Here is a 13,446-nt window from a genome sequence, read left to right as displayed (position 1 = left end):
ATTCCTCCCCCTTTCAATATGTCAAAGGAGACAATCCGATTAGAGTCTACCATCTACAACGTTTTTTTCAAAGATAGCTTTAACATCGAATATGACGTGTTGAGCATTTAGTAACGTTTTTACATCAAAGCCTATAAACTGTTCGTGTGCTACAGCTATAATTGCCGCATCGAATTTCTTATCCAAAGGATGTTGGTTCGTTACCGAGATTCCATATTCTCGCATAACTATATCAGGATTGGCCCAAGGATCATATACGGTGATATGTACGTTATACTCTCGCAAAGCATTGTAAATATCTATAACCTTTGTGTTCCGCACATCAGGACAGTTTTCTTTAAAAGTAAACCCTAATATGAGGATATGAGAGTTGAGCACCTGTATTCCTTTCTTCAGCATCAATTTCGCAACTTGGTTGGCCACATATTCCCCCATACCGTCGTTCATTCGGCGACCGGCTAAGATTATCTCAGGATTATAACCGTGACGTTGTGCACATTGAGCCAAATAATACGGATCAACTCCAATGCAATGGCCTCCAACCAGCCCAGGCTTAAATGGCAGGAAATTCCATTTGGTAGAAGCTGCTTCCAGTACATCCTGTGTATCAATGCCCATTTTAGTAAATATCTTGGATAGCTCATTCACAAATGCGATATTGATATCACGCTGTGAGTTTTCTATTACTTTGGCTGCTTCCGCTACTTTCATCGTAGGAGCGAGATGTGTACCGGCGGTAATTACAGAAGCATATACCTCATTTACTTTCTTACCTATTTCAGGCGTAGAACCGGAAGTAACCTTTTTGATTTTTTCTACTGTATGAAGTTTATCTCCCGGATTTATACGTTCAGGGCTATAGCCAGCAAAGAAATCTTCATTAAATTTCAATCCGGACACTTTTTCCACAACCGGGATACATTCGTCTTCTGTAACACCTGGATAAACAGTAGATTCATACACCACAATATCCCCTTTGGAGATTACCTTACCAACAGTTGTGCTGGCACCGTAAAGCGGAGTCAAATCCGGATTGTTGTTTTTGTCTACCGGAGTGGGAACGGCAACTACATAAAAATTGTAATCACGGATTTCCTCTATATTGGCAGTACACTTAAAACCATTGGCAAGGGCAGATTGGAGTAGTTCATCTGACACTTCGAGTGTCGCATCATGACCTGCCATCAAAGCAGTCACACGAGCTTGGTTCATGTCAAAACCTATCGTTTTATACTTTGTCGAGAAAAGACGAGCCAAAGGGAGCCCTACGTAACCAAGACCAATTACGCAAATTTTAGTTTCATTCATAATTTCATCTGTTATTATTACTTTAAATATTCTTCCAATACCATTTGACAGCCTCTTTCAAACCGTCACGCATACTGTATTGAGGATTGTAACCTAAAAGGGATTTTGCTTTATCAATACATGCCAAGGAATGGGGAATATCCCCCAAGCGGTTGGGACCATGAATTATTTTCACGTTGGCAATTTCGGGGTCAAATTCACTCAAAAATTCTTTCAAGTAACCGACCAACTGGTTTAATGTGGTGCGTTCTCCGAAAGCAGTATTGTATACTTGGTTGGTTGCATTCGGATTTGTCGTGGTCATAGCCAGCATGTTCATTTGAATCACATTGTCTATATAAGTAAAATCGCGGCTATATTCACCATCTCCGTTAATGACAGGACTCTCATGAGCCATGAATTTCTTAACGAACAAAGGAATCACCGCAGCATATGCCCCGAATGGATCTTGACGACGACCGAAAACATTGAAATATCGTAAGCCGATACATTCCATTCCATAGGTTTTGGCAAACACATCGGCGTAAAGCTCGTTTACATACTTTGTTATGGCATAAGGCGAAAGCGGTTTACCAATCACATCTTCTACTTTGGGAAGAGACTGACTGTCTCCATATGTAGAAGAACTTGCTGCATATATAAAACGCTTTACATTGGCATCGCGAGCGGCTGTCAGCATATTTAAGAATCCCGATATATTAGTTTCATTTGTAGTTATAGGATCTTTGATAGAACGTGGAACTGAGCCTAATGCTCCTTCATGCATAACGTAATCTACATTTTCTACAGCTTTCTTACAATCGTTCAGATTCCGTATATCTCCTACGATAAGTTTAAACTTATTCGGATATCGTTGTAGAAATGGAAAAATGTTTTCAGGTTTACCTGTGGAAAAATTATCCAAACAGATTACATCATAGTCGTGAGCCAATAAATACTCACATAAATTGGAGCCGATGAATCCCGCTCCACCAGTAACTAAAACTTTTGTTAATGACATATGGATTGTTGTTTTATGTTGAAGTTGCAAGCCTATTGCTTGATAGGGGTGTAATGATTTATTTTAAGACTGGTTTGGATAAAAGAGAGATTGTGTGTATCTGCTCCAAGTCGATTGTTACAATTTCCATTGAATTCCAGCCTGTTGGATTTTTTTGTATGTATTTTATGCAAATCCACCTAGAGAGAAAAAGTTAAACAGAATCTACAGGTCTTAATAACCGATAATTATAATCTATTTAAACTATAACAGTCTGACTATCAATTAAACAGTTTTGTATATTTTTTGTAATACTCGTACAAATGAACTTTTGAAATATATTGTAATTGTGAATGTCCGTTCCTATATGAGTAATAGCCTTTTCTTTTAATAGCAGCATGGCTTTTTTCTTAATCCGGTTGCCATACATACCCGCTATTGACGGAAGATTGAACTGAAACTTCACTCCCATGTCTTTTAATTGTTGATAATCCGACTCACCCATATAAACATACCGTTCCGGATGGGCAAGAATGGGATAATAGCCTTTAGCCTTGATGCGGAGCAGAATGTTGTTCAATCCCATCGGAGGGTTAAAGTAGGAGGTTTCCACCAGTAGATGGTCACCGCTTTCACCCAAGGGCAGCAGATCGTTCTTTTCCAACCGTTCCTCGAAGAGGTTGTCAAGCATGTTCTCTGAGGCCAGATGCAGTTTTATCGGACCGCTATAGGTGGCTTGAAGTTCAGCGTAACGCTCCCGGAGGTGCAGTGTGGTGTTGGGCATATCTTCCATGATATGCGGTGTAAGCCATACGGATTTTATGCCCAACTCTTCATACAGGCGCAGTATTTCCAATGCTTCTTCCATCGTCTGCACACCGTCGTCCACACCCGGCAGAATGTGCGAGTGACAGTCGGTAAAATTCTTGAATATACCGCTATCTTTCAGCGATATACGTTTCCTGAATGGCCACACAATGATACGAGTATTTTTATATAAAACATTTTATTTTTTTTAATTAATAATCATCCATTTATCCCCACCCTGTTTTCCGTCGGAACCTTAGTGGTATCCTGAGCCGTAACCGTAGTGATAACCATATCGATAGCCATAACGGTATCCATAGCGACCGCCACTTCCCTCGGTCCCGTTCAAGATCAGGGACATGTTCTTGTATTTTTTCTCCTCGTAGATTTTCTCCAATTCAGCAAGCATACTCCGTTCAAGTAATCCTGCACGAACTACGAAAACGGTACGGTCGGCCAGTTTCTCAATAATTTGCGTGTCGGCCACCAGTTCAACGGGCGGACAGTCGATCAGCACATAGTCATATTGCTCCCTTACAGTATCGATTGTCTGCTTTAACCGCTCGTCGAACAATAATTCCGTTGGGTTAGGAGGAATCGTTCCCACGGGTAGTATATCCATAGATTTATGTTTCGGATCGGGTACGATGATCTCATCCAGATTATCGATACGACCTCCCAGATAGTCGCTCAATCCCTTGTCAGGAGAGTCGATATAGGATGATGCAGAGGCGTGGCGCAGGTCTCCGTCGATTACCAGCACTTTTTTTCCTTTGATGGCAAGGCTCACGGCGATGTTCATGGTCAGAAACGATTTGCCGCTGCCCGGATTGAATGAGGTCATGATGATGACATTCGAAGTCTTGTCCTTGCCGGTCATAAATTCCAGGTTGGTACGCAATACGCGGAATGCCTCGTTGATGATGTCACGGTTGCCCTCCTTGACGATAACGGCCTTGACTTCCTGCGGTTTCTTTCCTAATATCCCTTTTTTCTTTCTTGTGAACAGCGGAATTTCACCGATGAACGGTATAGTCAGGTTTTCCAGGTCTTTCCTTCCCCGTACACGGGTATTCATATTCTCGCGCATGAAGATAATGACTATCGGAATGAGCAGCCCCAGAGCGAATGCGACCATAAAGATATTTTTATGCACAGGGGATGTCGGCAACATGCTGCCGTGTGGCGGGGTAACAATGCGGGTATTATAAGCCGTGAACGCCTGTGAGAGTTCGTTCTCTTCACGCTTTTGCAACAGGAATAGGTAAAGAGCTTCCTTTACCTTCTGTTGGCGCTCCACCGAAAGCAGGTACTTGGCCTGTGTTGGGTTGGCCGCTATACGTGATGTCGTCTGTTGCTCCGTCTGCCGCAAACTTTTTATCTGCGAATTCAAGGTCACTATCTGATTGTCGATAGATCTGATTATCGCCCCACGCATGGATGCCAGAGCCTGATCCATATCCACGACCAGCGGATTTTCCGTGCTGCTGTTCGCAACCAGACTGTTGCGCTGCAACAGTTGCTTGTTGTATTCGGCAATCTGCGATTCAATATTGGCGCTTTCAATGCCGGAGTTGGCCGGAAGCAGTTGGGTACGGTTGGCATCGTTGGCTAAATAGTTCCGGATGTAACGGGTCATATAAAGCTGGTTGTTCAGGGACAGGATCTGCGCGTTGGCCGCACTGCTTTGAGCCATATACATACTCGATGCCGCCTGCACGTCGGGCAACAGATGTTCTGACTTGTAAGAGGAGATATCCTCGTCCACATTTCCCAGTTCCCGTTCGATTACGCCCAGACGCTCGTTGATGAACATTGAGGTGCTGACAGCGATCTGGTTTTTGTCCTTCACCCAATTCTCGTTATAAACGGAAATCAACATGCTCAATACATCTTCTGCCCGCTGTGTGGAGTTATCCTTGAATGACAAGTCTATGACTGACGCTTTCTCGCTGTTCAATGAAACGGACAGATTGGACGAGCAGGAGTTGACGGCGTTATACAGACTGGATTTGCCTACATATAATGTATATGCCTCGCCTTTCACGTAATTGGGTGTTGTATGGATAATGATTTTTCCCAATGGCGTAGTGATGGAGTCGAGCAAGCTTCCCTTTACGTCCTTTTCTTCAAGATCTGTCCCGTTACGTATAAAGTCGGATAGGTATAACGTACCGTCCGGCTGTATTTCCAACGTAAAACCGGCTGATTCATTCTCAGGCAAGTCATTTATCGTTACATCCACCGGTAATGTCAGTCCATAGGCTACCTGACGGTGGAATTTTCCCCGAACGAAGTAATTCATATCCAGACGCAACCGTTTAACCACTTCGGTCATTAAAGACGGTGATCGAAAGGTGATGAGTTCGTTATTCACATTTGTACCGGATTGAAACAGCCCGAACTCCGAGAAGGATTCCAAATCCGAGGAGACCGACTTGCCTTTGGAATCCTCTTTGATCAATACCGAAGCGGTACGTGTATATACGGCAGGAGTGCGTAACAGATAGGCAGTAGCGGCACCGATCGTTACCGCTAAAGACAAGACGAACCACTTCCATCTTGCGAGGCACAGGTATAACAGGTCCTGTATTCGCAGGAAATCATCCTGCTGCCCCGGTTTTATATTCTTTTGATTTACGGTCATCATATCTGATTCTATATTATTTTACAATCAACACGGTAATGGTCGTCAGCAACGAGGCCAATGACATCCAGAAAGAGGCTGAGCGGACGTTATTGCCGTTGACGGTCGCCTGCCGTGCTTTCATTGAGTTGGGTTCCACATAAACGATATCGTTCTGCTGCAAATAATACACAGGAGAGGCATAAAGGTCATATCCCGAATTCAGGTTGACCTGATACAGGGTTTTTTTCCCGTTTTCCTCCCGTTGTACCAGCACGTTTTCCCGTTTCCCATAGACGGTAAGGTCCCCGGCCATGCTTAAGGCCTCCAAAAGTGTCAGCTTGTCCTTTTCGATATTGAAACGTCCGGGGGTGGCAACCTCGCCCAACACTGAAACGGTCAGGTTCATAAACTCCACTGTAACAACGGGGTCTTTCACGAGATTCTTTGAAACCAATTCCTCTTTTATATACGAGGCGATCTCCGCGCGTGTCATTCCTGCCACATGGATATGTCCCAGCACAGGAAAATCAATATCCCCATCCTTATTTATTGTATATCCTGATATTCCCTGACTATTGGATGTACCTGATGTCGTACCAATCTGTCGGGATATGATCGGAAGGTTGAAAAGGTTCATTAATAAGGGGTCTTTGCTGTTGACCTGTATGGAAATCTTGTCTTCTGGACGTATCCGGATTTCCAGCGGGTTCAAGACTTGCTCTGCGGTACCCCGTTTCAGGTCCGTGAAATAAGCGACTTTCGGTGTGGCACATGATCCCAATAGAAAGGCCACGGTTAATAAGGATAAAATGTATCTGATTTTCATATTTATTGATTTTTATTTGTTGGTTTTCTGTTCCGATTGAAGTTGTGCGATAGATTTTGTCAGCCTGATGTTGGCGAGAGTCCATATCAATATATCACCCAAAACGATCCAGTTCACATTGAGATAAAGGGACAGAAGAATATTGAGCAGTATGAATATAGTTGACACGGAAACAATGATGATCATGGTATTGCGCTGCTTTATTCCGAGAGCAAGCAGCTTATGGTGGATATGGTTCTTGTCCGGCAGGAACGGGTTCTTTCCGTTGCGTACCCGATGCAGGTAAACCCTGACCACGTCACAGCATGGAACCAGCAAGGGTGAGAAGGCCAGCACCATCGGATGTACATTTCCTGTATTATCGTCTAGTCCGCACATGGTCAGTTTGAGACTGAGGAAACAGAGCATCATGCCGATGGTCAAACTGCCTGTGTCGCCCATGAAGATCTTCCTTCCGTGTTTGGCGTTCCCGAAAACATTGTAATAGAAGAATGGTACCAACACTCCCAATGTGGCAAACGCCAGCATGGCATAAACATACTGATGGAGCATAAAGAAAGTCAGTCCATAAAATAGGCAGGCGATACTGCATAGCCCGGAAGCCAGCCCGTCAATGCCGTCAATCAGGTTGATGGCATTGATGATGAAGACCACGATCAGGATGGTCAGGGGATATCCTAACCATAACGGCACCGCATGGATGCCCAGAACACCGTATAGGTTGTTGATATATACCCCACCGGCAATAAGCATCACGCCGCACAGAATCTGGATGACAAACTTGGCACGATAACGGATACCGATCAGGTCATCGGCCATGCCAACCAGATATAGTACCATGATGGAGCAGAAAGCAAAAGCCAAAGAGCACACGTCGTTCCCGATTTCGGACAATATCTCCGAATGTCCCAGCACCATATTGATTCCTAGCAACAGGGCTATGGTGAAAAACACTACCGGCTTGAATGCGATACCACCCAATCGGGGCACCGCACAATGATGTACCTTCCGCTCATCGGGAAAGTCGAACAATTTCTTACGGAAAGCGATTAGCAGAATCTGGGGAATGACGATACCCGCACAGAGAACACAAAGCAAAAATGCCAGTGAACAATTTACAATCCAAAAATACATATATTCAAATATTATTTTATTTGTGTAAGGCCACGAGGAAGGGGAACTTCATCATCTCCTTTTTGTGTCATCTCTCAAAATTTGTCACAATCGGAATCATTGATGACTTCAATCAAATCGGGATGAACTTCTACCGATATACCCATAATCCCTTCAAGCATCACAACCACCCGGCGGCGACGTTTTCCTTTCACCCGCATGAATACGCCCTTTACTCCATTGAACTTGCCACCGTAAATACATATGTGGGTACCTTTCCGTATGTCAATCTCTTCCGGTTTATAATAAATAGTGTTTTCTTCATACTGCGAGGCAATCTTGATAAAGCTCTCCATTTGCTTATCCGGCACCACGATATATTTCAGTCCCGTGCTTTTCTCCCACATCATGAATTGTAAGAAATTATATTTTTTTTTGAAATCCGTGATCTGTTTTCGGGAAGCATGCACGAAGACGAGATTCGGGATGACTGGTACAAGCCTTTTGGATTTCACTCCGTGATAGACCCTTACGGCATAGTGTTTCGGTATGAAATACTCTAGACCATCCTTGCCTTTGAGCATCTCTTCCGCCTTTTTCTCGTTTTTATAAGCGCTCATGGCGAACCATTGGATTCTAGTTAGATCTTCCCTTGTGGTTATGGGAGTACTCATTCGTCGTGTGTTTTTTAGTTATTACGGCAGGTCAAGATATACCCATAGTTCATCCCAACTTATGTATTGGTCTGTATTATAGTAATTTATGTCTTTTTTGGCTGTCATATCAACCATTCATGCCGTCTTTTATCTTGCCGCATTCCTATTTTTCTCCATAAGAGAAATAGAGGACATAAATATTTAACATATATAATTGATTTACAGGGATTATTCGCTGTAAATACAATCTAGTTTACTCAACATTTGTTATGTAACCACGACATTTAACGAGGTGGCTATTAAGGTTTTTCTTTGTTTTATGCTATTATGTTCAATAATTTATGTATTTTTGCATATTCAAAACATTTCTCTTATGGAGAAAACCGTCATTTATTCAATCTTTTTCAAGCAAGAATTTTGTACTTTCACGGGGCTTTTTCCTTTCTGAATCCATCTTGTCATACAACTGAAAGTATAGGGTATATACTTGTTCATTATATTCCTATGGCATTCGTATAGGAAATTTCTCCTATTTTCGGTGTTTCTCTTTCTGAGAGAAATGGGGTGATTGGTATTTTGATGTATATCAAATATTTATAAGATTGGTATAATCAATTTGCTCAACAAATAATCAGTTTTTTCTAATCATACCTCTTATTTTTTATGGTATGACTAATATTTTTCTTCTGATTTTTAGTGTTTTTTGTGTTATCTTTTGTACTTTTGCATTTACAAATCTTTCTCTCAGAAAGAAAACTTCAATTTGTATAACATAATTCCAACTTATTTTTTGTCAGATAAATAAAAATAATAATTGCCATAGAATAACAGCGGGCCGATTGGGCACGTATGCTGAAACCTATGGCGTAAACTGTTTTATAATGTGAATTAAAGTGTATTTAAAATAATACTGTTCGCTTTATCCACTACGGAGGTGTCTAACGATGCAAGATAAATCCGTGTAGTGCTTTCTGAATCATGTCCCATAGCTTCGCTGATGGTAGCCAACGGAATGTTTTTGCTTCTGGCGATAGAAGCCCAGGCGTGACGTGCCACATAACTCGTCAGCGGAATAGGAAGGCCGATTTGTTTTCCCAATTTCTTTAGTTTTGAATTCACCAGCTGGGCTGCATTCTTGTATTGTTTCCGTTCATCCGTTTTTGCGTCGAGAATGATCGGCAATAGATAAGAAGAACCTATGGTATCGTATTTATCTATGATTTCTTGCATGGGCTTTTCCCATTTGATTACTAGCTGTTGGTTGGTCTTTTTTCTGCGATATGATAAAAAACCGTTTTGCAAATTACTTTTCTTTAGATAAGCCATGTCTATAAATGACATCCCTCGGGTATAAAAACTGAACATAAATAGGTCTCTTGCATATTCCAAAGAGGAGTCGTGACTTAAATCCATATCGCGTATCTGTCGGATAATTTTGGCCGGAACTGCCCGTTTTACAGTTTTATCTATGCCCGTATATACATGTTTAAACGGATATCGCTGTATAACCAATTCTTTTTCTACGGCACGATTATACATGGCTCTGAGGTTTCTCATGTAATAGGAAGTACTGTTCGGACAAATGTCATTAGATTTTAGATATTGTTCATATTCCATCATCAGGTTGGAGTCTATATTGTCGAAAGGGATGTCTCTGCCTTTCTTTCTGAAATTCATGAATCGCTTGAAGCTATTGAGCGTAGTGGTATAAGTTTCTGTGGTGCGTATTTTACCTATTTGTCTCAATTCTTCAATGAGATTCTCACAAAATGACACAAAGTACTCGTTCACAGGAGGAGCGGAATAATATTCAATGATTTCGTCTGCCGTATATTTGTATCCAAGATTCTCAAATCTTATCATAATATCTTTTAGACGTGAGGTGTCTTCCTCAATACATTTTTTTAAAGAAACCAAATACCGATGCCGGTTTTCTCCTGTCTTTGCTGGTATGATTATTTGGGAATTGAAAATATCCCACTCGTCAGGATAAATCTTGTATCCTGAATTTATCTGCCTTGCTACACGATTATGAATTACTTGATAGAACAATGTTCCCGCTTTTCCTTCTATAGAGGAATGTCGATACTTTATTTTTAATGATGCCATTTTTTTGTTTAATTAATATTATATTCTCCAAAATAAATGTTTTGGCGTATTATATGTTTAATAACCAATAAATTAGATAACTGTTTGATTTTGATTATAGTTGGATTTATATTGATATGGCGAAATACTTGGCTATTATATATCAATGTGAATAATGTTGGATTTTATTCTTCTTTTATTTCCGTACTGCCCTTTTCCTTGTTTTCTGCCTCCCCTAATGTACGTTTTTTCATAGCCCCGTCTGAGAGCCTTTGTTTTTGAACGGCAAATTTATTTCGGTGGATGGATACGAAAGAGTTCCGGTCTTCGCCCTTTGTACCGAAAAAAATAACGCCGGACGGCTTCGCTGTCCCCAACATTTTTTGTCGTCCAAAACTTTTCTCAATCCCTCCTTCCTTCTTGTTGTGTGCCGTAAAAAAAAGGCTTATAAACTCAGATGGGGCATGAAAGCTCAAAAAAAAAGTCGGCAGAAAGAAAAGGCCATCCCGGAAAGGGGTTTTAAAAAAAGGTCTTTAAATCTAGCTGAAGCATAAAATTAGAAGTTTAACCCTTTAAAAATGTGACATATGATTACAGTGACGGAACAACTAAAGAATGTGTTTGAAGCCAACCCTTTGTACTCAAAAGAGGGGCAGGGGCTTAATGCGGAAGTCATCGCAAGGTTTTTCCTTCCTTTTTCTTCGGTGGTATGGTTGGTAACGGAAGCCGAACAGCAGGAAGACGGTGACTGGCTTTTTTTCGGTTATTGCCATATTCAAGAATGGGAATGGGGTTATGTGCTTCTTTCTCAAATTCAAGAGGTGAATGTTCGTGGGTTGACCGTGCAGCTGGATAAAGGACTGAAAACCGGTATAACGGTAAAAGCTTGCCTGAATTGATTAGAGAATAAACGGAGAGGGAACAACCCCTTTCCGCTTTCCAACCGGAATATTGAACTTAAAAACGGAAGTTATGGTTTACGAGACGAATTGCACGGAAATAACACAGGACAAATGGCGTGAGCTGATGAAGTACGGTAGAAAATGCTCCTATCGGCTGCTTACGGCGAGAATCAAGCGGGAATTGCCGGAATTATACCATGCGCTGGCTCTCCAGTTCTATAATCCTTATGCGGAACAGTGCAGGCAGACACCCACACATTATATATTGGTTCATTCGGCCATTGAATATTTTATCAGAAAACAATAAAGGACAAATGGTTATGAAAACAAAAAAGGTTGATAAAAAGAAAACGCTGGCTTATGCGGTGGCATTTTACTTTACGGATGTTTCCGTAAAGTTCATGATGGGGAATGCGATGTATGAGTATGTACATACCGTTTATGACAGGCGGTATGATAACGGTGGCTTTAATACGCTTGCCGTAGTCTATAATTACAAGAGGATGAAGTACGAGGTATTGGTCGTATCGGACGAGAAGGTAGGTGATAAGGAGATTCATATATTATAAGTTTCACAAACAGGGCTTTTGCCATATAAAAACGGCTTTTGAGATGAAAAAGTTATCGGCTTATACGGTTGCATCCAACTGCACCGACTTGACGGATATACGTGACGGCATCGCTGAAATACATGAAGCGATGAAGACTTGCGTTGAATCCGGGAAACATATCCCTTCATTCTATGTTTCCCGGTTGGCCAAACTGGAAACTAAAAAGAAGAAACTGGAGAAACGGACGCAGGTACACATGACCGTCACCATCCGTTTCTTTATAGATGATGATACCCTTACAATGGCAGTCAGGCATTGCCTTTTCTTCAAGCTGGAACCGACTCGGCAGAATGTGATGAAAGCCATCCGTGATGCGGTTCTTAATAACGGACGTTCCATTCTTGACTTTCCGGAAGCATGGGGAGAAGATCTTATGGATGTGTCTTTCTTTGATGTGGAGAATGCCATGAAGAAGCTGCGTTCCTCATTCGGCCTATAAACTTCATTGCATATTTTTCCGAAAGTAAAGTAACCGTTGGATTTTTGGCCAGCGGTTCTTTTTTCAAAAAAGAACCAAAAACTTTGAATACAATCTTTTTTCATCTTCTAACTTATGTATTCGGAAAAAATTCCATGGCATTCAGAAAAGGGATGATAGCGGTTTGGGGATTATAGGGTAGATTTGTGGGGTAAGCTTACAGAGACAGTTTTTATAGGCAGGTTCCGAAAAGCCTTTGAGAGAGTAGGAGAACATGAGTTATAATATATGGCTATAAGTATAAATGATAGACAATTGATTACACAATTTATTACTAATACTCAGAATTTGAATGTTAATTTACCTACAAATGGTGGAGGGTGTGCTAATTTAGTTAGAGGAATTATAGAACAGGCAACAGGAAAAAGAATTTCAGTTAATCCTTTTGGAGCTTCTTTAGAAAGTATGATACAAAAAATAAATACCTATCATGATTTAGCTAAATGTAATAATGGAGATATATTATATTTTGTGCATCTTCCTAATGCTGCTGTAAATTTACATCAAACTATTCATTATGCAATTTTTTGTAATGTTAATAATGCTGGTGTACAGAAAAATGTTATTGGGATAAATGGATTAGCAGATCTTTCTTTTTCTCCCACAGCTTATCATGGTGTTGTAGCATCTGTAATATCTCTGGGTAATTTTAATGGAGTAGGGCAGGTGATATATGATACTGTAGCATTCCCTAATATTCTTGGTGAATTGTATGTTATTGATTATGAATTGATATAGGAATAAGTTTCTTCGTTATTTTATGGCGTACAGTAGTATAGAAATAGAAAAAAACTGAAAATTGAATAGTAAATTTGTTTGCTCCATGTTACGTTTATTACCGCTTGTAATCGGGCTTTGCGCAGACTTTATGTCCTGAAGGCTTTTTAGTACCCCTTCCATTTGGAAGATTTTGACAGCAGCGATGAAGGTGGTGGAGGATATATCCGGCTGGAGGCTTTTCAGTGTGTTCTCCGATGGCTGATATCCTCTCATCTTCAGTTCCAGAATGGTATTGAAGTCATCATTTCGCATAGCCTTCATGAAAGCCT

General features: G+C 41.1%; 14 protein-coding genes. 5 read left to right on the top strand and 9 right to left on the bottom strand.

What is annotated here, in order from left to right; genetic code table 11:
- Positions 1-39: 39 nt before the first annotated feature.
- The 8 genes from DW096_RS16570 to DW096_RS16530 form a co-directional block, all read right to left on the bottom strand.
- Complete coding sequence (locus DW096_RS16570) at positions 40-1,308, bottom strand: nucleotide sugar dehydrogenase (RefSeq protein ID WP_005868845.1); 1,269 nt, start codon at positions 1,306-1,308, stop codon at positions 40-42.
- Positions 1,309-1,330: 22 nt separating this feature from the next.
- A complete protein-coding gene (locus tag DW096_RS16565) occupies positions 1,331-2,308 on the bottom strand; it encodes an SDR family oxidoreductase (protein ID WP_005868843.1) in 978 nt (325 codons plus the stop codon).
- Between the two features lie 238 nt (positions 2,309-2,546).
- Positions 2,547-3,263, bottom strand: coding sequence for a tyrosine-protein phosphatase (locus tag DW096_RS16555; protein ID WP_005868841.1), 717 nt, complete (start codon positions 3,261-3,263; stop codon positions 2,547-2,549).
- A gap of 87 nt (positions 3,264-3,350) precedes the next feature.
- Entirely contained in the window at positions 3,351-5,741 is a 2,391-nt protein-coding gene (locus DW096_RS16550; protein ID WP_008782414.1) for a polysaccharide biosynthesis tyrosine autokinase, read from the bottom strand.
- A gap of 16 nt (positions 5,742-5,757) precedes the next feature.
- Complete coding sequence (locus tag DW096_RS16545) at positions 5,758-6,549, bottom strand: polysaccharide biosynthesis/export family protein (RefSeq protein ID WP_005868837.1); 792 nt, start codon at positions 6,547-6,549, stop codon at positions 5,758-5,760.
- 12 nt (positions 6,550-6,561) lie between these two features.
- Positions 6,562-7,683 carry an MraY family glycosyltransferase gene (locus tag DW096_RS16540; RefSeq protein WP_005868835.1) on the bottom strand — a complete coding sequence of 374 codons (1,122 nt, stop codon included), beginning with the start codon at positions 7,681-7,683 and terminating at the stop codon, positions 6,562-6,564.
- A 74-nt stretch (positions 7,684-7,757) separates the two neighbouring features.
- Positions 7,758-8,336, bottom strand: coding sequence for a UpxY family transcription antiterminator (locus tag DW096_RS16535; RefSeq protein WP_005868833.1), 579 nt, complete (start codon positions 8,334-8,336; stop codon positions 7,758-7,760).
- A gap of 870 nt (positions 8,337-9,206) precedes the next feature.
- Complete coding sequence (locus DW096_RS16530) at positions 9,207-10,427, bottom strand: site-specific integrase (protein ID WP_005868829.1); 1,221 nt, start codon at positions 10,425-10,427, stop codon at positions 9,207-9,209.
- A gap of 566 nt (positions 10,428-10,993) precedes the next feature.
- Between DW096_RS16530 and DW096_RS16520 the strand changes: the two genes are divergently transcribed.
- The 5 genes from DW096_RS16520 to DW096_RS16500 all read left to right on the top strand — a co-directional run bounded on the left by DW096_RS16520 (position 10,994) and on the right by DW096_RS16500 (position 13,135).
- Positions 10,994-11,305 (top strand): DUF2958 domain-containing protein, encoded by a 312-nt coding sequence (locus tag DW096_RS16520; RefSeq protein ID WP_005868826.1) that lies wholly within the window; start codon positions 10,994-10,996, stop codon positions 11,303-11,305.
- Between the two features lie 73 nt (positions 11,306-11,378).
- Positions 11,379-11,615, top strand: coding sequence for a hypothetical protein (locus DW096_RS16515; protein WP_005868824.1), 237 nt, complete (start codon positions 11,379-11,381; stop codon positions 11,613-11,615).
- Between the two features lie 13 nt (positions 11,616-11,628).
- The gene (locus DW096_RS16510) at positions 11,629-11,877 is read left to right on the top strand and encodes a hypothetical protein (RefSeq protein WP_005868823.1); all 249 of its coding nucleotides are present in this window, start codon (positions 11,629-11,631) and stop codon (positions 11,875-11,877) included.
- A gap of 43 nt (positions 11,878-11,920) precedes the next feature.
- Complete coding sequence (locus tag DW096_RS16505) at positions 11,921-12,358, top strand: hypothetical protein (RefSeq protein WP_005868821.1); 438 nt, start codon at positions 11,921-11,923, stop codon at positions 12,356-12,358.
- 267 nt (positions 12,359-12,625) lie between these two features.
- The gene (locus DW096_RS16500; RefSeq protein WP_118929326.1) at positions 12,626-13,135 is read left to right on the top strand and encodes a hypothetical protein; all 510 of its coding nucleotides are present in this window, start codon (positions 12,626-12,628) and stop codon (positions 13,133-13,135) included.
- 15 nt (positions 13,136-13,150) lie between these two features.
- On the opposite strand, the gene DW096_RS16495 is transcribed toward DW096_RS16500, so the two are convergent.
- A partial coding sequence (locus DW096_RS16495) for a hypothetical protein (RefSeq protein WP_233555727.1) occupies positions 13,151-13,446 on the bottom strand: 296 nt, incomplete at its 5' end.

The sequence above is a fragment of the Bacteroides sp. AM07-18 genome (assembly GCF_003602695.1).
Lineage (GTDB): Bacteria > Bacteroidota > Bacteroidia > Bacteroidales > Bacteroidaceae > Bacteroides > Bacteroides uniformis.
Note: the sequence above shows the minus strand (reverse complement) of the source record. Positions and strands in the feature narration are given on the sequence as shown.